Origin of the sequence: Nocardia grenadensis, from assembly GCF_050942415.1 — a bacterium.
Lineage (GTDB): Bacteria > Actinomycetota > Actinomycetes > Mycobacteriales > Mycobacteriaceae > Nocardia > Nocardia grenadensis.
Map to the genome: position 1 here is coordinate 3,850,923 of NZ_CP192054.1, position 21,401 is coordinate 3,872,323.

Below are 21,401 nucleotides of genomic sequence, written 5' to 3' on the forward strand. Positions count from 1 at the left end.
TGTCCCGGTCGGCGGCGCCGCCGCCACGCCGCATATGCCGGGTTCGGTGTCAAAGTGAGTCCTGTTCAATGGGATTCGATGTGCAGGAAACCGGTCGAACGGTTAACTTGTGGCGATGTTCAGAGCGAGGCTCGGTGTCCGCGCCCGGATCCTGGCCATCGCGCTCATCCCGAGTCTGACCCTGTTGGTGGCCGGTGTGGGTGCGACGGGCTATCTGATCGACCAGGGACAACACAACCGGCAGGTGACCGAGGCGTTACGGGAGGTATCGGGTCCCACTCGCAATGTATACGAGGTGGTCCAGAACGAGCGCCGCCTCACGCTCGCACATCTCGCCGGAGATCCCACCGCGGCCGCCGCCCTCGCCGCCGTCCGGCCCGACACCGAACAGGCCCTCCGCGATCTGGTCGCCGGAGCGCAGCGGATCCGGGAACTGCAGCCGGCGGAGATCACCGACGATGTCGGCTCGTTCACCACGCTTACCCAGCAGCTCGGCAATATCCGCACCGCGGTCGACTCCCGCGCGGTGCCGACCGGTGACGCCTATACCTTCTACGTCCGCGTTCTCGACGCCTTCAACACCGGCGCCCAGCTGTCGCACACCTTCGAGCAGGACCCGGAAGCGGTCACCCAGCTGGGACTGGTGTCGCGCATCATGCACGCGCTGGAAGCGGCTTCGCGTAGCCACGCCCTGGCCGGCGCGGCGCTGCGCACCGGCAACCCGGTCGCGCTGCCCGACGAATTCGTCCAGCAGACGGGCTTCTACCGCACCGAAACCGCCCTGCTGGCCACCCAGCTGGATCCGGAGATCGGCGAGCGGGTGCGCACCCTGATGGACAGTGCGGAATGGCGACTGCTGGCCCGCACCGAGAACACACTCATCGCCCGCAGCGTCGGCGGGGCCGAGGGCACCGCAGCCGCGCTCTCTCCCGGGCAGCTGACGGCCTGGCAGGCGGCAGCCGACCACGTCAACCAGGAGATGCTGGATCTCTGGGACGGCCAGAACCAGCTGATGCAGGAGTTGTCGCTGGACGCGGCGGCCCGCACCACCAATCAGTCACTGTTGATCGGCCTGGCGGTCCTGGTGGTGTCCGCGGCGGCGTTCGGGGTTTCGCTGGTCCTGGCCAATCGGTTCATCCACCGCCTGGTGCGGTTGCGCGACCATACGCTGGCCCTCGCCGACGAACGCCTGCCCGATATGCTCGAACGCCTGCGCGCCGGGGAGGACGTCGACGAAACCGCGGCCGCCGCGAAGCTCGACTTCGGCCGGGACGAACTCGGCGCGGTGGCCACTGCCTTCGAACACGCGCATGCCGTGGCGGTCAATGCCGCGATCACCGAGGCACGCACCCAGGAGGGTGTGAAGGCGATCTTCCTCAACATCGCCCACCGCAGCCAGATCGTGGTCCACAAACAACTGGAGATCCTCGACGACGCCGAACGGCGCGAAGAAGACCCGGCCATGCTGGACATCCTGTTCAAACTCGACCATCTGGCCACCCGGGAACGCCGCAACGCCGAGAACCTCACCATCCTCGGTGGCGGGAAACCGGGCCGCCAGTGGCGAGCCCCCGTACCGCTGGTAGACCTGGTACGCAGCGCGGTGGGGGAAACCCAGGACTACACCCGGGTACGGCTGGCCCGGCTCCCCGAACTCCGGATCGCCGGTAACGCCGTCGGCGACCTCATCCATCTGCTCGCCGAACTCGTCGACAACGCCACCTCGTTCTCCCCGCCGCAGTCGCGGGTGCAGGTCACCGGTTCGGTGATCGGCAAGGGTGTGGCCGTGGAGATCACCGATCAGGGCATGGGCATCTCGGCGGAGGATCGAGACCGCCTCAACGAACTCCTGGAGAACCCACCGAACTTCGAGGTCGCATCCCTGCAGAAGGATTCGCGGCTGGGTATCTTCGTCGTCGCGCAGCTGGCGGCCCGCCACGGTGTCGCGGTGCGGCTGTGGGAATCCGAATACGGCGGTGTCCGGGCGGTGGTCATCGTGCCCGCGACGCTGCTGACCGATCCCGCCGAGGAGACCACACCGCTGACCGGGCTGCCCCGTGCCCCGGCTGCGGGGCCCGAGGCCGGCACGGAGACCCACACCGGCCCCCTCCCCGAGAGTTCCACCATCGCGACACTGCTCGCCGACCGGCCCCACCACACCGAGCAGGCCGCCGAGCAGGCCGGCGCCGCGGCGACGGGTACACCCGACACGGTGCCGGTCGCCCGCCCCGAAGCCACGGAGACCACCGCCGAACCGACCCTGCTGGCCGACGGTCGTCCGGCTTTACCCCGCCGTAGCAGGCAGGCTAAAGTCGCACCGCGACCGGAAGTTTCGGACGCCGATCGGACGGTCGCAACGGCGCGGCCACGCTCGGCCGAACAGGCCAGGGATCTGATGTCGGCGATCGAGAACGGCACCCGGCAGGGCCGCAAGCCATTGCCCGCCGCAGAAGCCGCCGCCGGGAACCCGACGGCGGATGGCGCATCCCCGGATGAACAGGAAGGCTAAGTGTCCACTTCCACACAAGGTGACCTGAACTGGCTGCTCGACGACCTGGTCGAGCGACTCGCGGGAGTCCGCCTCGCGGTCGTACTGTCCACCGACGGCATGCTGCTGGGCCATTCCTCGAAAATGGATCGCACCGAGGCCGAGCATTTCGCCGCGATGTCGTCCACCCTGCACGGCCTGGCCCGCAGCGCCGGCGCGCGATTCGACGGTGGTGCCGTACGGCAGGCGGTGATCGAACTCGATCGCGCCGTACTGTTCGTCACCTCGGCCGGTGACAACGCATGCATCGCCGTACAGGCCGCCGCGGACGCGAACCTCGGCATGGTGGCCTACGAGATGAACCTCACCGTCCAGCGGGTCGGCAGCCATCTGTCGACCGGCTCCCGCGGCGGGACCGGGGCCGAGCCTCGGTAACCGCGGAAACAGCAACGGCGCCATGACGGGTATGCGGGTATGACCGGGCCACGGGAGCCCTGGTTCGACGACGACGCCGGACCTCTGGTGCGGCCGTACGCCATCACCAAGGGTCGCACTGTGGGCGCGGGACACGATCTGGATATGCTCACCGTCGTGGTCAAAGCTCGTGGTGCCCCGCCGTTGCGCCGGATCGAACCCGAGTACACCGATATCGTGCACCTGTGCACGGAAGCACAAACCGTGGCGGAGGTGGCAGCCGCCTTGAAACTGCCGCTGGCGGTGACCAAGATTCTCGTCGGAGATCTGATCGGTGACGGCCATCTGATCTTCCGGGCTCCAGTGCAGATGGAGTCCGGTCCCGGCGACTTCAACATATTGCGAGCGGTACTGGATGGAATCCGAAAAATTTGACCCTGCCCGGATGGACCCCGGGGCTCCGGCTCTTGCTGCGTCGGTGAAGGTCCTCATCGCCGGTGGCTTCGGCGTCGGCAAGACCACGATGGTGGCCTCGATCAGCGAGATCCCGCCGCTACGCACCGAGGAGATGATCACCGAACTCAGTACCGGCATCGATGATCTGTCCGGTGTCGAGTCCAAGACCACTACGACGGTGGCATTGGACTTCGGCCGGATCACCATCGACAAGGACCTGGTGCTCTACTTGTTCGGCACCCCGGGCCAGGATCGCTTCTGGTTCCTGTGGGACGAACTCGCTCGGGGCGCGCTGGGCGCGGTGGTCCTGGCGGATACCCGCCGGTTGGGGAATTCCTTCGCCGCCATCGACTATTTCGAGCGGCGCGGCCTGCCCTTCCTGATCGCGGTGAACTGTTTCGACGGGGCGCCGCGGTACACGATCGACGAGGTCCGCGACGCGCTCGATCTCGACCCGTCCATCCCGGTCATGCTGTGCGACGCGCGCGACCGCGTCTCGGCGAAGAATGTGCTGCTCAGTCTGATCGAGCATCTCATCGAACGGGCCACCCGCCCGAATCTCACCACCAAGTAGGCCGGCCCGGGCGGGACCACACCGGTTCCGCCCGCCGGGTCAGGCTGCCAGGTGGCCCGCCGCGTGAAGCTCATCGAACAGCAGCTGGTCCACCGGCGGCACCCGCGACCGGTCGCCGAAGCCGAACCACGCGAGTTCGGTGATCTCACTGCTCGCGGTGAGTGTTCCGCGATAGTCCGCCCGATAACAGCTCATCCGGACCCGCGCGCCGCCGTCGACCGCTTCGTAGACCCCCACCGGCTCGACCGTCTGCGGTACCAGCGCGACGGTGAGTTCCTCGGTGACCTCGCGCAGCAACGTCTGCTCGTCGGATTCGCCGGCTTCCCGTTTTCCGCCCGGAATATAGAACACGTCCTTACCGCGCGGACGTGCGCACAGTATCCGCCCGTCCACGATGAGGACCCAGGCGACCGTATCGATGAGTTCCCCGACCAGCTCGTCCGTCACCGGAGCATCCTATCTGGGCCAAGCTGCCACGCATCCCATGGTCGCGGACGTACCATGCGAACGTGGCCGATGCGAATCCTCCCGCCGTGCTGCGGGTCCTGGTCTACAGCAACGACGCCGACACCCGGGGTCAGGTGATGCTGGCGCTCGGCCGCCGGCCGCATCCGGATCTACCGCCGCTGGAGTACCTCGAGGTGGCCACGGCCCCGGTGGTATTGGAGCGGATGGATGCCGGCGCGGCCGATCTCGCCGTCCTGGACGGGGAATCCGCGCCGGTGGGCGGGATGGGCCTGGCCAAACAGCTCAAGGACGAGATCCGCGGCTGCCCGCCGCTGGTCGTGCTCGCCGGGCGCGCCGACGATGCCTGGCTGGCGAACTGGTCACGGGCCGAAGCCGTCGCCACCCATCCGATCGACCCACTGCGGCTCACCGAGATCGTGGTGGATCTGTTGCGCCGGCGCCCGGCTGCCTGAGCGCTGATTAGGTTCATTCGCTCATAAATCTCAGTCGCGAATTCGATCAAAGCCATCTCCGAATCCGCGTTCGTCCTGCCACGACAGTTGTAGGCTGTGCTTTAGCTCACATGAGCGCGGGAGATGACATATAACCCGCGTCGACTGATCCTCCCCCACCCCTGTGTCGATTCCGGGGACGATCCGGCGGCGTGGGGAATACCCATCGACCGCCGACCCCGTTCGCGGAACCCGGTGGCACCACCGCGGGGTTCCAGTTCGCAAGGAGGGGAAGCGCAGTCGTGAACACCGAACTGCCGATACTGGTCCTCGGCGCGGTCGCCGCCGCCTTCGCGGTGATCTCGATCCTGATCGCCGGCCTCATCGGCCCCAAACGCTACAACCGCGCCAAGTTACAGGCCTACGAATGCGGTATCGAACCCACCCCGCATGCGACGGCCGGAGGCGCGGGAAATGTTACCGGCCAACGTTTTCCGGTGAAGTACTACCTCACCGCGATGCTGTTCATCATCTTCGATATCGAGATCGTGTTCCTCTACCCGTGGGCGGTCCATATCGATGCGCTCGGGGTGTTCGGACTGGCCGCGATGGCACTGTTCATCGTCAATGTCTCGGTCGCCTACGCCTACGAATGGCGGCGCGGCGGCCTCAGCTGGGACTGAGCCGCGAACCTCCGATCAGCCGCACCGCGCCCGGCGCGGGCCGATATCCAGGGAGTAGTCGGACATGGGTTTGGAAGAGAAACTGCCCAGTGGTTTCGTGCTCAGCACGGTCGAAGCCATGGCGGGATACATGCGCAAGGGGTCGGTGTGGCCGGCCACCTTCGGCCTGGCCTGCTGCGCGATCGAGATGATGGCCACCGGCGGTGGCAGATTCGATTCGGCGCGTTTCGGTATGGAGGTCTTCCGTGCCTCACCGCGGCAGGCCGATCTGATGATCGTGGCCGGGCGGGTGAGTCAGAAGATGGCGCCGGTACTCCGTCAGGTCTACGACCAGATGACCGAACCGAAATGGGTACTGGCGATGGGGGTGTGCGCCTCCTCCGGTGGCATGTTCAACAACTACGCCATCGTGCAGGGCGTGGATCATGTGGTCCCCGTCGATATCTACCTACCGGGCTGTCCGCCGCGGCCGGAGATGCTGCTCAATGCCATCCTCGCGTTGCACGAGAAAATCCAGGCGACCCCGATGGGGGTGAACCGGGACGAGGCGATCCGCGCCGCCGAGGCGGCGGCGCTGGCGGCCACCCCGACCATCCGGATGGAAGGGCTGCTGCGATGAGCACCGAGGGCCCGGGCTCCACCGACAGCCGCGCTGCGGAACCCGAACAGCCGACCGGCCCCGAGGACGAGGTCATCGGGGTGCGCCGGGGTATGTTCGGCATCTCCGGCAGCGGTGACACCTCCGGCTACGGGCGCCTTGTCCACCGGGTCGCGCTTCCGGGCGGCAGCGCACCGCCCTACGGGAGCTATTTCGACACCGTGGTCGACCTGCTGCGCGCGGCCCTGGCGTCCGGCCCCGCGTTCGATACCGCGATCGAGAAGGTCGTGGTGGACCGTGGCGAGCTCACCCTGCACGTCGACCGCGACCAGCTGGTCGCGGTGGCGCGGGTGCTGCGCGACGATCCCGGGCTGCGGTTCGAACTGTGCCTCGGGGTGAACGGGGTGCACTACCCGGACGAATCCGGCCGGGAACTCCGCGCGGTCTATCACCTGAATTCGATCACGCACGGCCGCCGGCTGCGGCTCGAGGTGTCCGCACCGGACACCGATCCACATATCCCGTCGCTGTACCGGGTGTATCCGACCTGCGACTGGCACGAACGGGAGACCTACGACTTCTTCGGCATCCTGTTCGACGGGCATCCCTCACTGACCCGCATCACCATGCCCGACGACTGGCGCGGTCACCCGCAGCGCAAGGACTACCCGCTGGGCGGGATACCGGTCGAGTACAAGGGCGCGCGCATACCGCCGCCCGATGAGCGGAGGGCATACAGCTGATGAGCGAGATCGATTACCGGCCCGGAGTATCCGGCGGGCCGGACAACGACGACTCCGGCACCGCCCCGACGGCGGCCGGCCGCAGTGGCGCGGACCCGGCCGAACAGGTACTGACGGTCGCCGGCCAGGACTGGGACGAGGTCGCCGATGCCCTGCGCGGCGCGGGTGAGGAACGCATCGTCGTCAATATGGGCCCGCAGCATCCGTCCACGCACGGGGTTTTGCGGCTCATCCTGGAGATCGAGGGTGAAACGGTCGTCGAGGCCCGGTGCGGTATCGGCTACCTGCACACCGGCATCGAGAAGAATCTCGAATTCCGCGCCTGGGCCCAGGGCGTCACCTTCGTCACCCGGATGGACTACCTGTCCCCCTTCTTCAACGAGACCGCCTTCTGCCTCGGGGTGGAGCGGCTGCTGGGTATCACCGACGACATCCCCGAGCGCGCCACCGTGATCCGGGTGCTGCTGATGGAGCTCAACCGCATCTCCTCGCATCTGGTGGCGCTGGCGACCGGGGGAATGGAACTGGGCGCGCTGACCCCGATGCTGTTCGGCTTCCGGGAACGCGAGCTGATCCTCGACGTCTTCGAGAACATCACCGGCCTGCGGATGAACCACGCGTACATCCGGCCCGGGGGTATCGCCCAGGACCTGCCCGGCGACGCGGTCGGCAAGGTGCGCGACCTGCTGGCGCTGATGCCGAAACGATTGCGGGATATGGAGCACCTGCTCACCCACAACCCGATCTTCAAGGCACGCACCCAGAACATCGGCTACCTCGATCTGACCGGTTGTATCGCGCTCGGCGTCACCGGCCCGGTCCTGCGCTCCACCGGTCTGCCGCACGATCTGCGCAAGGCCATGCCCTACTGCGGGTACGACACCTATGAATTCACCGTCCCCACCACCGACACCTGCGACTGCTACGGCCGCTACCTCATCCGGATCGAGGAGATGAAGCAGTCCCTGGCGATCGTCGAACAGTGCCTGGACCGCTTGCGGCCGGGACCGGTGATGGTGGCGGACAAGAAGATCGCCTGGCCCGCGGATCTGAAGCTGGGCGCGGACGGTCTGGGCAATTCGCCACAGCACATCGGCAAGATCATGGGAACGTCGATGGAGGGGCTCATCCACCACTTCAAGCTGGTCACCGAGGGCATCCGGGTGCCGCCGGGGCAGGTCTACGAGGCGGTGGAGTCGCCACGCGGCGAACTCGGTGTCCATTTGGTCAGCGACGGCGGTACACGGCCCTACCGCGTGCACTATCGCGATCCCTCCTTCACCAACCTCCAGGCCGTGGCGGCGATGTGTGAGGGCGGCATGGTCGCCGATGTGATCGCGGCCGTCGCCAGTATCGATCCGGTGATGGGCGGTGTGGACCGATGAGGGGCGATATCGCCGCCACCGAACGGCTTCTGCCGGCTCGGAGGGAGCTCCCATGAGGCGAGACCTCCGCCCCCGCCGTGGACCGCACGCACCGGCTTCGAAGGAGAAGCGATGAGCGAGATCCTGTTGCGCCTGAGTGTTCGGCCGCAGCCCTACCCCGACGGTGTCCGCGCCCGGCTCGAACCGGACGCGAAGGAGATCATCGCACGGTACCCGCAGCCCCGCTCGGCGCTGCTACCGCTACTCCACCTGGTGCAGTCGGAAGAGGGCTATGTCAGCAGTACCGGGATCGAGTTCTGCGCGGAGTTGCTCGGGCTCACCGGTGCCGAGGTGACCGCCGTCGCCACCTTCTACTCCATGTACCGGCGCACCCCCACCGGCGACTACCACGTGGGCGTCTGCACCAACACCCTGTGCGCGGTCCTCGGGGGCGATGCCATCCTCGCGGAACTGCGCGAACACCTGGGGATCGCGCACGGCGAGACCACCGACGACGGAGCGATCACCCTCGAGCACATCGAATGCAACGCGGCCTGCGATTACGCGCCGGTGATCATGGTGAACTGGGAGTTCTTCGACAACCAGACCCCGGGATCGGCCCGTGAACTGGTGGACGCACTCCGCGCGGGCCGTACCGTCACCCCGACCCGCGGCGCGCCGCTGTGTACCTTCCGGGACACCGCGCGGATACTCGCCGGATTTCCGGACACCCGGCCCGGCGTACTCGACGGAGAGCCGGGCGCCCCGACGCTCACCGGCCTGGAAACCGCGCGCGAGCAGGGTATGCGGGCCCCGGAGGTACCGGACGAAGAGGGTGCCCGATGACCCTGACGCCCGTCCTCAGCAAGTACTGGAATCTGCCGAATTCCTGGACCCTCGACACCTACCGGGCCCACCGGGGATACGAAGCGCTGCCGATCGCGCTCGGCATGACGCCGGACCAGGTGATCACCACGGTCAAGGACGCCGGGCTGCGCGGCCGCGGCGGGGCCGGGTTCCCGACCGGTATGAAATGGGGTTTCATACCGCAGGGCCCCGAACCCGACGGCTCGACGAAACCGCACTACCTGGTGGTGAACGCGGACGAGTCCGAACCGGGCACCTGCAAGGACATCCCGCTCATGCTCGCGGCGCCGCATTCGCTCATCGAGGGGGTGATCATCGCCGCCTATGCCATTCGCGCCGCGCACGCCTTCATCTATCTGCGCGGTGAGGTGGTGCCGGTACTGCGCCGGCTGCAGGCCGCGGTCGCCGACGCCTACGCCGCCGGGCTGCTGGGCCGCGATATCCTCGGCTCCGGCTACGATCTGGAGCTCACCGTGCATGCCGGCGCCGGCGCCTACATCTGCGGTGAGGAGACCGCCCTGCTGGATTCGCTGGAGGGCCGGCGCGGACAGCCCCGGTTACGCCCGCCGTTCCCGGCGGTCGCGGGTCTGTACGCCAGCCCGACCGTGGTGAACAATGTCGAATCCATCGCCAGTGTGCCGCCGATAATCCGCAACGGCCCCGCCTGGTTCCGCTCCATGGGCAGCGAGAAATCACCCGGTTTCACGCTGTACTCGCTGTCCGGGCATATCGCGAAGCCCGGCCAGTACGAGGCGCCGCTCGGCATCACGCTGCGCGAACTGCTCGGGTACGCGGGCGGGGTCCGCGCGGGGCGGGAGCTGAAGTTCTGGACGCCCGGCGGTTCCTCGACCCCGCTGTTCACCGCCGAACATCTCGATGTGCCCTTGGATTACGAGAATGTGATGGCGCAGGGATCGATGCTGGGTACCAAGGCACTGCAGATCTTCGACGACACCACCTGCGTGGTCCGTGCGGTACTGCGCTGGACCGAGTTCTACGCCCACGAATCCTGCGGTAAGTGCACCCCGTGCCGGGAGGGTACGTACTGGCTGGTCCAACTACTGACCCGGCTCGAATCGGGCCAGGGCACACCCACCGACCTGGACAAACTTCTGGATATCGCCGACAACATCAACGGCAAGTCCTTCTGCGCGCTCGGCGACGGCGCGGCCAGCCCCATCATGTCCTCGCTGAAGTACTTCCGCGACGAATACCTCGCGCATATGACACACGGCGGCTGCCCGTTCGATCCGGCCCGCACGACCGCCTGGGCCGGATCCGCAGCCGGAGAGGGGATCCGATGACCGCCACCGTCCGTTCCGATTCCGCCGATCTACAGCCGGCCGACCTGGTCACCGTCACGATCGACGGCACCACCGTCGCCGTCCCGGCCGGCACCCTGCTCATTCGCGCCGCCGAACTGATCGGTATCCAGATCCCCCGGTTCTGCGATCATCCGCTACTCGCCCCGGTCGGTGCCTGCCGGCAGTGCCTGGTGGAGGTCGAAGGTCAGCGAAAACCTGTGGCCTCCTGCACCATGACGGTCACCGAGGGCATGGTGGCGCACACCCAGCTCGATTCCGCGGCCGCGGAGAAAGCGCAGGAGGGTGTGATGGAACTGCTGCTGATCAACCATCCGCTCGACTGCCCGGTCTGCGACAAAGGTGGGGAGTGCCCGCTGCAGAATCAGGCCATGTCCACCGGACGGGCGGAGACCCGCTTCGACGGGGAGAAGCGCAAGTACCCGAAACCGATTCCACTGTCGACCGCGGTCCTGCTCGATCGTGAACGGTGCGTGCTGTGCGCGCGCTGTACCCGTTTCTCCCAACAGATCGCCGGGGACCCGTTCATCGAGCTACTCGATCGCGGCGCGCTACAGCAGGTCGGGACCGCCGCGCACGAGCCGCTCGATTCGTACTTCTCCGGTAACACCGTGCAGATCTGCCCGGTCGGTGCCCTCACCGGTACCAGCTACCGGTTCCGGGCCCGCCCGTTCGACCTGGTTTCCAGCCCGAATGTCTGCGAGCACTGCGCCTCCGGTTGCGCCCAGCGCACCGACCACCGACGCGGAAAGGTCCTACGCCGACTGGCCGGCGACGATCCCGAGGTCAACGAGGAATGGAACTGCGACAAGGGACGCTGGGCATTCGCCTACACCGGTGAACGCGATCGGATCACCGACCCGCTGCTGCGCGGCGCCGACGGGGCGCTGACACCGTGCTCGTGGTCCGAGGCGCTCGCGGCCGCCGCGCGCGGTCTGCGCGCCGGCGTGGGTAACGCGGCGGTGCTGCCCGGCGGCCGGATCACCGAGGAGGAGGCGTACGCGTACGCCAAATTCGCGCGGACGGTACTGGGCACCAACAATATCGACTTCCGAGCCCGGGCCCAGACGGCGGAGGAAGCGGAATTCCTGGGCGCTTGGGTCGCCGGGCACACCGGCACCGTCACCTACGACAGTCTGGAGAAGGCACCGGTCGTGCTCCTGGCGGGGTTCGAACCGGAGGAGGAATCGCCCATCGTCTACCTGCGGCTGCGTAAAGCGGCCCGGACCGGCGGGGTGCCGGTGTTCTCGATCGCCGCCCACGCGTCGCGCGGGCTGGAACGGATGTCCGGCACTCTGGTCCCGGCGGTCCCCGGCAGCGAGGCCCGGATCCTCACCGAGCTGATCGAACCCGGCGCCGAACCCGGCCCGGCGCGGTTGCTGCGGGAACCCGGCGCGGTGATCCTGGTCGGCGAACGGCTGGCGACCGCCCCCGGTGCGCTGTCGGCGGCGATCCGGCTCGCCGCCGATACCGGCGCCGCGCTCGCCTGGGTGCCGCGGCGGGCCGGCGAACGCGGCGCGGTGGAGGCCGGCGCGCTACCCGGTCTGCTCCCGGGGGGCCGGCCCGTCACCGACCCCGACGCCCGGCAGCAGGTGGCCGAGATCTGGGGTGTCACCGATCTGCCCGATTCTCCCGGCCGGGATACCGCTTCGGTTCTCGACGGCACCGCGACGGTGGGCACGCTGGTGGTCGGCGGTATCGAACTCGCCGACCTGCCCGATCCCACCGCGGCGCGGGCCACCCTGCGGGCCGCCGATTTCGTGATCTCGCTGGAACAGCGGCACAGTGAAGTCACCGCATACGCCGACGTCGTGTTCCCGGTGGCCACGGCGATGGAGAAATCCGGCACATTCCGCACCTGGGAGGGCCGCCCACGTCCGTTCGCCGCGGCGCTGACCGCCAGCACGGTGCGCCGCACCGCCGCACCGCTGTCCGATCTGCGGGTGCTGCACAGTCTGGCGGCGGAAGTGGGAGTAACGCTCGGTCTTCCCGATACCGCCGCCGCACGGGCCGAACTCGACCGTCTCGGTCCCTGGACCGGTGCCACGGTCGCACCCCCCGGACGGCCGGCCGCGCCGCCCGTCCGCCCCGAACCCGGTACCGCGGTGCTGGCGAGCTGGCGGATGCTGCTGGACCGGGGCCGGATGCAGGACGGCGAAGCGAATCTGGCCGGTATCGCGCGCCCGCCGGTGGCCAGGTTGTCGGCGGCGACCGCGGCGGAGGTGGGGGCGGCCGAGGGTGATCCGATCACCGTCACCACCCCGCACGGCGCCGTGACTCTGCCGCTGGTCGTCACCGACATGCCGGACCGGGTGGTATGGCTTCCCATGAACTCACCCGGATGCTCGATCCACACCGATCTCGGCGCCCGACCGGGCGACGTCGTGACCCTACGACGCGCCGACCAGCGGACGGAGGTATCCGACCATGACTGATCTGTCCCTCTTCGGTCACGACCCGCTGTGGCTGGTCGCCGCAAAAGCCGTCGCCATTTTCGTATTCCTGCTGCTGACCGTGCTGTTCGGGGTGCTGATCGAACGCAAGGTCGTGGCCTGGATGCAGATGCGGGTCGGCCCCAACCGCGTGGGCCCCAAGGGATTGCTGCAGAGCGCCGCCGACGGCGTGAAGATGGCGTTCAAGGAAGATATCGTCCCCGCGATCGTGGACAAACCCATCTTCGTGCTCGCGCCGATCATCTCGGTCGTCTCGGCCGTCCTGGCCTTCGCCGTGATCCCGTTCGGACCGGAGGTCTCGATCCTGGGGCAGCGAACCGCCCTGCAGCTCACCGATCTACACGTCGGTGTTCTCTATATCCTCGCGGTCACCTCGATCGGTGTGTACGGGATCGTGCTGGCCGGCTGGGCCTCGGGCTCCACCTATCCCCTGCTGGGCGGGCTACGCTCCACCGCGCAGGTGATCTCCTACGAGATCTCCATGGCGCTCTGCTTCGGGGCGGTGTTCCTGCTCGGTGGCACCATGGCGACCTCCGGCATCATCGCCGCCCAGCAGCCCACCTGGTATGTATTCCTGCTGTTGCCGTCGTTCCTCATCTACTGCATCTCCATGGTCGGGGAGACCAACCGGGCGCCGTTCGACCTGCCCGAGGCCGAGGGCGAGCTCGTCGGCGGGTTCCACACCGAGTACTCCTCGCTGAAGTTCGCAATGTTCATGCTCGCCGAGTACGTGAACATGGCGACGGTCTCGGCGCTGGCGACCACCATGTTCCTCGGCGGCTGGCGGGCCCCGTTCCCCGTCAACCTGTGGGAGGGCGCGAATTCGGGCTGGTGGCCGCTGCTGTGGTTCACCGCCAAGGTCTGGATGTTCCTGTTCGTGTTCATCTGGCTGCGCGGGACGCTGCCGCGGCTGCGCTACGACCAGTTCATGAGCCTGGGCTGGAAACTGCTCATCCCGACCTCGCTGGCCTGGGTGATGGTGGTGGCCACCGCGCGGGTTCTCGATCTCGAGGGATACCCCGTGCGCACCCCGATTCTGGTGATCGGTGGCCTGCTGCTCACCGGGCTCCTGATCGGGCTGTTCCTGCGGGCCGGAAACGCACCGGCCACCGCGCCCGAGTTCGGTCCCGAGGACGATCTACCGGTGGGGAGCGCTGTACCGGGTGCCCCGGGGGGAAACCAGGTGTTCCTGGGATTCCCGACCCCGCCGTTGCCGGAGCGGACCTCGACCATCACCTCGTCCCCCGGGCTCTTCGAACCGCTGGCGGGTTTCGCGGTCACCGCGCTCACCATGTTCAAGAAGCCCAATACCGAGTTCTATCCCGAGGAGAAGGTCCCCACCGCGCCGCGCTACCACGGACGCCACCAGCTCAACCGGCATCCCGACGGCCTGGAGAAATGCATCGGCTGTGAGCTGTGCGCCTGGGCCTGCCCAGCGGACGCGATCTACGTCGAAGGCGCCGACAATACCGACGAGGAGCGCTTCTCCCCCGGTGAACGCTATGGGCGGGTATATCAGATCAACTATCTGCGCTGTATCGGTTGCGGCCTGTGCATCGAGGCATGCCCGACCCGGGCGCTGACGATGACCAACGAGTACGAACTCACCGACGACAACCGCGCCGATCTCATCTACGAGAAGGACCGGTTGCTCGCCCCGCTGGAGCCGGAGATGCAGGCCCCGCCGCACGAGATGCAGCCGGGCAGCACGGAAGCCGACTACTACCTCGGCCGGGTGGGCCCCGTGACACAGCGGCCCACCGCCGAGACCGCGCCGGGAGGCAAGCGATGACCGGCACCGAAACAGCCCTGCTGGCCGCCGCCCCGCTTACCGCGGCCGGCACGGGTGAAACGGTCCAGTTCTGGATCCTCGCACCGCTGGCGGTGCTCGGCGCGCTCGGTATGGTCTTCGCGGCCAAGGCCGTGCACTCGGCGATCTGTCTGGCGGCCACCATGATCACGCTGGCGGTGTTCTACATCGCTCAGGACGCGCTGTTCCTCGGAGTCGTGCAGATCGTGGTGTACACCGGCGCGGTGATGATGCTGTTCCTGTTCGTCCTGATGCTGGTGGGCGTCGATTCGGCGGAATCGCTGCGGGAGACGCTGCGCGGGCAGCGGATCGCCGCCGGAGTGGTCGGCGTCGGCTTCGGGATCCTGCTGTGCACGGGTATCGCGCATGGCGTCCGCAATTCCGGTATCGAATTCCCCGCCACCGGTTTCCCCGGTCGTGACGTGATCGGCGCGTTGGCCGAACTGATCTTCATCCGCTACGTCTGGGCCTTCGAACTCACCGGCGCCCTGTTGATCGCCGCCACCATCGGTGCCATGTTGCTGGCGCATCGGGAGAAGTTCGGTCCGAAACTCGGCCAGCGGGAACTGTCGCGCCGGCGGTTCCGCGACGCCGGGCACCGGCCCACCCCGCTGCCCACTCCCGGTGTCTACGCCCGGCACAACGCGGTGGACATCCCGGCGCGGCTCCCGGACGGATCCTTCGAGGAGCTGTCGGTGTCGACCATTCTGCGACACCGCCGCACCCAGGCACTCACCGATGCGGCGGTGCTCTCGGTCGGCTCCGCGTCCACCCCCGGACCCGACGACGCCCGCGCCACCCGCCCGGCCGACGAGGAAGGTATCCGGTGAATCCCGAGAACTATCTGTTCCTGTCCGCGCTACTGTTCACCATCGGCGCCGCGGGCGTGCTGCTGCGACGTAACGCGATCATCGTCTTCATGTGCATCGAGCTCATGCTCAATGCGGTGAACCTCGCGTTCGTCACCTTCGCGCGGATGCACGCGAATCTCGACGGCCAGGTCTTCGCCTTCTTCACCATGGTGGTCGCCGCGGCCGAGGTCGTGGTCGGTCTGGCCATCATCGTCACCATCTTCCGTGCCCGCCGCTCGACCTCGGTCGACGACGCCAACCTGCTGAAGTTCTGACGTGCTCGGGTCAAACACGGAGGCGGTAGCGCAGCGTCACCACGCAGCGCTCCCGAGCATGCCGAAAGGACCTGACATGTTCGGGTCAAGCGCGGAGGAGGCAGCGCAGCGTCACCACGCAGCCCTCCCGAACATGTCGAGAGGACACTGACGTGGATACCGCAACACTGTGGTTGCTGCCCGCCCTGCCGCTGGCCGGCGCCGCCGTACTGCTGCTGACCGGGCGTCGCTCCGACGCGTGGGGTCATCTGCTCGCCACCATGACCGCACTGGCCTCGTTCGTGGTGGCGGTGCTCGCCTTCCTCGGGATGCTCGGCCGTTCCGGCGCCGATCGCGCGGTGGCACTGGATCTGTTCAGCTGGGTCCCGATAGCCGGGCTGCGCGTCGACTTCGCGCTCGCACTGGACCAGCTGTCCATCTGTTTCGCCCTGCTCATCACCGGCGTCGGCTCGCTCATCCACATCTACTCCGTCGGATACATGAGCCACGATCCCGGCCGCCGCCGGTTCTTCGCCTACCTGAACCTGTTCCTCGCGGCCATGCTGCTGCTGGTACTGGCGAACAACTACCTGGTGCTGTATCTGGGCTGGGAGGGCGTCGGTCTGGCCTCATATCTGCTGATCGGATTCTGGTACCACAAACCGACGGCGGCCACGGCTGCCAAGAAGGCATTCGTGGTCAACCGGGTCGGCGATATGGGCCTGGCGATCGCCATGATGATCATGTTCGCCACCTTCGGATCCCTCGATTTCGGTGCGGTGTTCGCCGGCGCCCCGGGGGCGAGCGACGCCACACTGACCGCCGTCGGCCTGTTCCTGCTGCTGGCCGCCTGCGGTAAATCCGCCCAGGTACCACTGCAATCGTGGCTCGGGGACGCCATGGAGGGCCCCACCCCGGTGTCGGCGCTCATCCATGCCGCCACCATGGTCACCGCGGGTGTGTACCTGATCGCCCGCTCGAATCCGCTCTACGATCTCGCGCCCACCGCCCGGGTCGCGGTGGTGGTGGTCGGTGCGGTGACCCTGTTGTTCGGCGCGATCATCGGTTGTGCCAAGGACGACATCAAGAAGGCGCTGGCCGCCTCCACCATGAGCCAGATCGGCTACATGGTGCTGGCCGTCGGCCTCGGTCCCGCGGGCTACGCGGTGGCCATCATGCATCTGCTGACCCACGGCTTCTTCAAGGCCGGCCTGTTCCTCGGAGCGGGTTCGGTCATGCACGCCATGAACGACGAAACCGATATGCGGCGCTACGGCGGGTTGCGCACCCTGCTGCCGATCACCTACATCACTTTCGGTCTCGGATATCTCGCTATCATCGGTGTGCCGCCGTTCGCCGGGTTCTTCTCCAAAGACCGCATCATCGAAGCGGCCTTCGCCGCCGAAGGCGCCGCCGGTCCGATCCTGGGCACCGTCACCCTGCTCGGCGCCGGACTCACCGCCTTCTATATGACGCGGGTGATGCTGCTGACCTTCTTCGGCGCACGCCGCTGGAAACCCGATACCCACCCGCACGAATCCGCCGCCGTGATGACGGGTCCGATGATCCTGCTGGCACTCGGATCTCTCGGCGCCGGAGCGGTTTTCGTCTGGGGATCCTCGCTGCAGAACTGGCTGGCACCGGTCGTCGGCGAGCACCACGGTGAACCGATACTTCCGGTACCGGTGATCACCGGGCTCGCCCTCGCGGTGGTGGCGGTGGGCGTAGCGGTCGCCTACCGGCAGTACGGGCGCAGCGCGGTGCCCGACAGCGCACCGCGGGAGGTGACCGCGCTGACCGTGGCCGCGCGCCGCGATCTCTACGGAGACACCGTCAACGAGGCCGCCTTCATGCGGCCCGGCCGCCACCTGACCCGCGCCCTGGTCTTCCTCGACAACCGCGGGATCGACGGTCTCGTCAACGGCACCGCCGCCGTCATCGGCGGCCTGTCCGCACGGGCCCGCCGGATCCAGACCGGTTTCGTCCGTTCGTATGCCCTGTCCATGTTCGCCGGCGCGGCCCTGGTGGCCGCAGCCCTGCTGGCCGTGAGGATCTGGTGAGCGCCGTGCCCTGGTTGTCTGTGCTCTGGCTGTTGCCCGTGGTGGGCGCGGCGGTCGTACTCTTGCTGCCGGCCGCGCAGCGACTACTGGCCCGCTGGGTCGGGCTGCTGTTCACCGTGGCCACCTTCGGTGTGGCGCTGGGGGTGGCAGCGGCCTTCCAACCCGGCGGCGAGCAGTTCCAGTTCGTCGAATCCCACACCTGGATACCGGCGTTCGGCGCCGGGTACACCCTCGGCGTGGACGGGATCGCGCTGGTCCTGGTGCTGCTCACGGCGGGTCTGGTCCCGCTGCTGGTCATCGCCGGCTGGCACGACGACCGCGAGGTCGGCACCGGGAAACGGGTGGCACACACCTATATCGCGCTCACCCTCCTGGTGGAGGCGATGGTGCTGGTGTCGTTCCTGTCCCTGGACATCCTGCTGTTCTACGTCTTCTTCGAGGCAATGCTGATCCCGATGTACTTCCTCATCGGCGGTTTCGGGCCACGTACCGACGATGCCCAGGTCCGGCAGCAGCGTTCCCGCGCCGCGGTCAAATTCCTCCTCTACAACCTCTTCGGCGGCCTGATCATGCTCGCCGCGGTGATCGGCCTCTATGTCCTCACCGTCCAGCAGGATCTCGGCGCGGACGGCGCCGGTACCTTCGACCTGCGCACGGTCGTCGCGGCCGCCAACTCCGGACAGCTCGGCGCCGGACCGGCGGTGCTCAACGCCCTGTTCCTCGGTTTCATGTTCGCGTTCGCGGTCAAGGCGCCGCTGTGGCCGCTGCACACCTGGCTGCCGGACGCCGCCGTCTCGGCGACCCCGGCGAGCGCGGTGCTGATGATGGCGGTGGTCGACAAGGTCGGCACCTTCGGGATGCTGCGTTACTGTCTGCTGTTGTTCCCCACCGCGGTCGACACCTACGCGCCGCTGGTGATCACGCTGGCCGTGATCGGCATCCTCTACGGTGCGCTGCTGGCCATCGGCCAGACCGATGTGATGCGCCTTATCGCCTACACTTCCATCTCGCATTTCGGTTTCATCGTGCTCGGTATCTTCGCCATGACCAGTCAGGCCCAGACCGGCGCGACCCTCTACATGGTCAATCACGGCCTGTCCACGGCGGCGCTGTTCCTGGTGGCCGGTTTCCTGGTCTCGCGGCGCGGCAGCCGGCTGATCGCCGACTACGGCGGAGTGCAGAAAGTGGCGCCGGTACTGGCCGGCACGTTCTTCATCGCCGGTCTGGCCACCCTCTCCCTGCCCGGACTCGCCCCGTTCGTCAGCGAATTCCTGGTTCTGATCGGCACATTCAGCAGGTATCGGGTGGCCGCGGTGATCGCCGCCGCCGCGCTGGTCCTGGCGGCGATCTATGTGCTGTGGCTGTACCAGCGGATGATGACGGGGCCGGTACGCGAGGGCAGCGAACGTATCCGTGATTTGGTGCCGCGCGAACTCGTGGTCGTGGTGCCGCTACTCGGTGCCCTGATCTTCTTCGGCGTCTATCCGAAGCCGGTACTGGATTTCATCGACCCGGCGGTGACCCAGACCCTCACCACGGTCGGCAGTGTCGATCCCGCACCGCCGGTCCCGGCCCGGCCGGAGGCGGCGAACCCCGGAGGTGTGCATCATGAGCGCTGAGTTGTCCGCCGGCGCGGTCCTGGCCGCGACCGTACCGGCGCCGAGTATCGAATACCACGTGCTGGCGCCGATCCTCATCGTGTTCGGCGCGGCTGTGGTGGGTGTACTGGTGGACGCGTTCTTCCCGCGCCCGTGGCGGTATCCCGCACAGCTGGTCCTGACCTTGGCGGCCCTGGGGGCCGCCCTGGTCGCTGTACTTCTGCTGTCCGGGACCGCGACGACGGCCGCGGTCGGCGCGGTCGCGGTCGACGGGGTCACTCTTTTCCTGCAGGGCACTCTGCTGATCGTCGGCATCCTGTCGGTACTGTTCGTCGCCGAACGCGGGCCGCTGCCCCGGCCGCGCTCCGGTCCAGGGACCTGGAGCCGCGCCGCCGCGACCCCCGACTATGGAATGGACGCCTTCACCCCGCAGGCCTCCGCGGTCCCGGGCAGCGGGGCCGAGCGGTCGGCCGCGACCGCGGGCATCACACCCACCGAGGTCTTCCCGCTGCTGATGCTGGCGCTGGGCGGTCTGCTGCTGTTCCCGGCCGCCAACGATCTGCTCACCATGTTCGTCGCGCTCGAGGTGCTGTCTTTGCCGCTGTACCTGCTGTGCGGTCTGGCCCGGCGGCGCCGGCTGCTCTCCCAGGAAGCGGCGCTCAAGTACTTCCTGCTGGGCGCGTTCTCCTCGGCGTTCTTCCTGTACGGGGTCGCGTTGCTCTACGGCCAGACCGGCACGGTCCGGCTTGCCGGAATCGCCGACGCGCTCGCCGCCGAGACCGGCACGCCGACCCTGGCGCTGCTGGGTGTGGCCATGCTGGCCGTGGGTCTGCTGTTCAAGGTCGGCGCGGTGCCGTTCCAGGCATGGGTGCCCGATGTGTACCAGGGCGCACCGACGCCGATCACCGCGTTCATGGCGGCGGCGACCAAGATCGCCGCGCTGGGCGCCCTGCTGCGTGTGCTGTCCGTCGGTGTGGCGGATATTGCCGACGACTGGCGGCCGGTACTGGCGGCCGTCGCGGTGGCCACCATGGTGGTCGGCGCGATCCTGGCGATCACGCAGACCGATATGAAGCGGATGCTCGCCTATTCGTCCATCGCGCATACCGGGTTCCTGCTCACCGCGCTGGTCGCCGCCGACGCCCGCGGCATCGCCGCGACTCTGTTCTATCTGTTCGTCTACGGCCTGGGCACCCTGGGCGCCTTCGCGATCGTGAGCATGGTGCGCGATGCCGACGGGACGGAGGCGACGGCGCTGGCGCGCTGGGCCGGGCTGGGCCGCCGGGCCCCGTGGCTCGCCACCATGTTCGCGCTCCTGCTCCTGTCGTTCGCGGGTATCCCGATCACGGCGGGATTCGTCGCGAAGTTCGCGGTATTCCAGGCCGCGGCCGGCAGTGACGCCGGTCTGCTGGTGATCGTCGGTGTCCTGGCCAGTGCGGTCGCCGCGTTCTTCTATGTCCGGGTGATCGTGTTGATGTTCTTCACCGATCCGCCGGCCGACCCACCCGTGGTCGCCGGTCCACCCGCGGCGACCACGGTGGCGGGCATCGCGGCGCTGGCCACGCTGATCTTCGGCATCCTTCCGCAACCACTGCTGGATCTCGCCGGCCGTGCCGGGGAATTCGTGCGGTAGACCGAAGCCCTCCGCCTCCGGTTTCCGGATCGCCGCGCTCGGCCGTGAGGATCCTGCCGACCACGCGGCGACTTCGGCTCCGGGCGGATCCGGGCCGGCACCCGGCGGCCAGCTCCCCACCGACGCGTGGCTCGCCGACCACAGACGGCGGTAGGCGACCGGCGCCGTCGCGGTATCGCATCGCGCAGCCCGCGCCGCCGCGGCACGTCGTATGAACCCGCGGTCAGACAGCGGCGCCGGCGGACGGGAGGGCCACGGTCTGCGGGGCACTGGCGCGGCAGACCGCGTGACTGCCCGAAACCACGGAGTCATATCACGTAGAGCCGCCGGCCGC

At 68.0% G+C, this 21,401-nt stretch carries 19 protein-coding genes; 18 read left to right on the forward strand and 1 reads right to left on the reverse strand.

Annotated elements, in window-relative coordinates:
• Nucleotides 1-115: 115 nt before the first annotated feature.
• The 4 genes from ACQPYS_RS17540 to ACQPYS_RS17555 are packed head-to-tail and all read left to right on the forward strand — an operon-like array spanning nt 116 to nt 3,932.
• A complete protein-coding gene (locus ACQPYS_RS17540; protein WP_433490205.1) occupies nt 116-2,509 on the forward strand; it encodes a sensor histidine kinase in 2,394 nt (797 codons plus the stop codon).
• Nucleotides 2,510-2,923, forward strand: a complete 414-nt coding sequence (locus tag ACQPYS_RS17545; RefSeq protein ID WP_063035056.1) for a roadblock/LC7 domain-containing protein — start codon at nt 2,510-2,512, stop codon at nt 2,921-2,923.
• Nucleotides 2,924-2,962: 39 nt separating this feature from the next.
• Nucleotides 2,963-3,337 carry a DUF742 domain-containing protein gene (locus ACQPYS_RS17550; RefSeq protein ID WP_063035057.1) on the forward strand — a complete coding sequence of 125 codons (375 nt, stop codon included), beginning with the start codon at nt 2,963-2,965 and terminating at the stop codon, nt 3,335-3,337.
• A 10-nt stretch (nt 3,338-3,347) separates the two neighbouring features.
• The gene (locus ACQPYS_RS17555) at nt 3,348-3,932 is read left to right on the forward strand and encodes a GTP-binding protein (protein WP_036512093.1); all 585 of its coding nucleotides are present in this window, start codon (nt 3,348-3,350) and stop codon (nt 3,930-3,932) included.
• 39 nt (nt 3,933-3,971) lie between these two features.
• On the opposite strand, the gene ACQPYS_RS17560 is transcribed toward ACQPYS_RS17555, so the two are convergent.
• Nucleotides 3,972-4,379, reverse strand: coding sequence for an NUDIX hydrolase (locus ACQPYS_RS17560; protein ID WP_084480399.1), 408 nt, complete (start codon nt 4,377-4,379; stop codon nt 3,972-3,974).
• Nucleotides 4,380-4,441: 62 nt separating this feature from the next.
• Here ACQPYS_RS17560 and ACQPYS_RS17565 point away from each other — a divergent pair, with 62 nt between their 5' ends.
• The 14 genes from ACQPYS_RS17565 to nuoN all read left to right on the forward strand — a co-directional run bounded on the left by ACQPYS_RS17565 (nt 4,442) and on the right by nuoN (nt 21,067).
• Nucleotides 4,442-4,852 carry an Rv3143 family two-component system response regulator gene (locus ACQPYS_RS17565; RefSeq protein ID WP_063035058.1) on the forward strand — a complete coding sequence of 137 codons (411 nt, stop codon included), beginning with the start codon at nt 4,442-4,444 and terminating at the stop codon, nt 4,850-4,852.
• A gap of 281 nt (nt 4,853-5,133) precedes the next feature.
• Entirely contained in the window at nt 5,134-5,514 is a 381-nt protein-coding gene (locus ACQPYS_RS17570; protein ID WP_063035059.1) for an NADH-quinone oxidoreductase subunit A, read from the forward strand.
• Between the two features lie 64 nt (nt 5,515-5,578).
• Nucleotides 5,579-6,133 (forward strand): NuoB/complex I 20 kDa subunit family protein, encoded by a 555-nt coding sequence (locus ACQPYS_RS17575; RefSeq protein WP_039824617.1) that lies wholly within the window; start codon nt 5,579-5,581, stop codon nt 6,131-6,133.
• Complete coding sequence (locus ACQPYS_RS17580) at nt 6,130-6,855, forward strand: NADH-quinone oxidoreductase subunit C (protein ID WP_063035060.1); 726 nt, start codon at nt 6,130-6,132, stop codon at nt 6,853-6,855. The genes ACQPYS_RS17575 and ACQPYS_RS17580 overlap by 4 nt, the downstream gene beginning before the upstream one ends.
• Nucleotides 6,855-8,240 (forward strand): NADH-quinone oxidoreductase subunit D, encoded by a 1,386-nt coding sequence (locus ACQPYS_RS17585; RefSeq protein WP_433490206.1) that lies wholly within the window; start codon nt 6,855-6,857, stop codon nt 8,238-8,240. Before ACQPYS_RS17580 ends, ACQPYS_RS17585 begins: the two co-directional genes overlap by 1 nt.
• Nucleotides 8,241-8,351: 111 nt before the next feature.
• The gene (gene nuoE, locus ACQPYS_RS17590) at nt 8,352-9,065 is read left to right on the forward strand and encodes an NADH-quinone oxidoreductase subunit NuoE (protein ID WP_433490207.1); all 714 of its coding nucleotides are present in this window, start codon (nt 8,352-8,354) and stop codon (nt 9,063-9,065) included.
• Nucleotides 9,062-10,390, forward strand: coding sequence for an NADH-quinone oxidoreductase subunit NuoF (nuoF, locus tag ACQPYS_RS17595; RefSeq protein WP_433490208.1), 1,329 nt, complete (start codon nt 9,062-9,064; stop codon nt 10,388-10,390). Before nuoE ends, nuoF begins: the two co-directional genes overlap by 4 nt.
• Nucleotides 10,387-12,843: an NADH-quinone oxidoreductase subunit G gene (locus tag ACQPYS_RS17600; protein ID WP_433490209.1), complete on the forward strand. Its 2,457-nt coding sequence runs from the start codon at nt 10,387-10,389 to the stop codon at nt 12,841-12,843. Before nuoF ends, ACQPYS_RS17600 begins: the two co-directional genes overlap by 4 nt.
• Entirely contained in the window at nt 12,836-14,653 is a 1,818-nt protein-coding gene (gene nuoH, locus ACQPYS_RS17605) for an NADH-quinone oxidoreductase subunit NuoH (RefSeq protein ID WP_433490210.1), read from the forward strand. Before ACQPYS_RS17600 ends, nuoH begins: the two co-directional genes overlap by 8 nt.
• A complete protein-coding gene (locus tag ACQPYS_RS17610) occupies nt 14,650-15,501 on the forward strand; it encodes an NADH-quinone oxidoreductase subunit J (RefSeq protein ID WP_433490211.1) in 852 nt (283 codons plus the stop codon). Before nuoH ends, ACQPYS_RS17610 begins: the two co-directional genes overlap by 4 nt.
• Nucleotides 15,498-15,797, forward strand: a complete 300-nt coding sequence (gene nuoK / locus ACQPYS_RS17615; RefSeq protein ID WP_030519458.1) for an NADH-quinone oxidoreductase subunit NuoK — start codon at nt 15,498-15,500, stop codon at nt 15,795-15,797. Before ACQPYS_RS17610 ends, nuoK begins: the two co-directional genes overlap by 4 nt.
• Nucleotides 15,798-15,949: 152 nt before the next feature.
• A complete protein-coding gene (gene nuoL / locus ACQPYS_RS17620) occupies nt 15,950-17,836 on the forward strand; it encodes an NADH-quinone oxidoreductase subunit L (RefSeq protein ID WP_433490212.1) in 1,887 nt (628 codons plus the stop codon).
• Nucleotides 17,833-19,455, forward strand: coding sequence for an NADH-quinone oxidoreductase subunit M (locus tag ACQPYS_RS17625; protein ID WP_433490213.1), 1,623 nt, complete (start codon nt 17,833-17,835; stop codon nt 19,453-19,455). Before nuoL ends, ACQPYS_RS17625 begins: the two co-directional genes overlap by 4 nt.
• Nucleotides 19,445-21,067, forward strand: a complete 1,623-nt coding sequence (gene nuoN, locus ACQPYS_RS17630; RefSeq protein WP_431937678.1) for an NADH-quinone oxidoreductase subunit NuoN — start codon at nt 19,445-19,447, stop codon at nt 21,065-21,067. Before ACQPYS_RS17625 ends, nuoN begins: the two co-directional genes overlap by 11 nt.
• Nucleotides 21,068-21,401 lie beyond the last annotated feature (334 nt).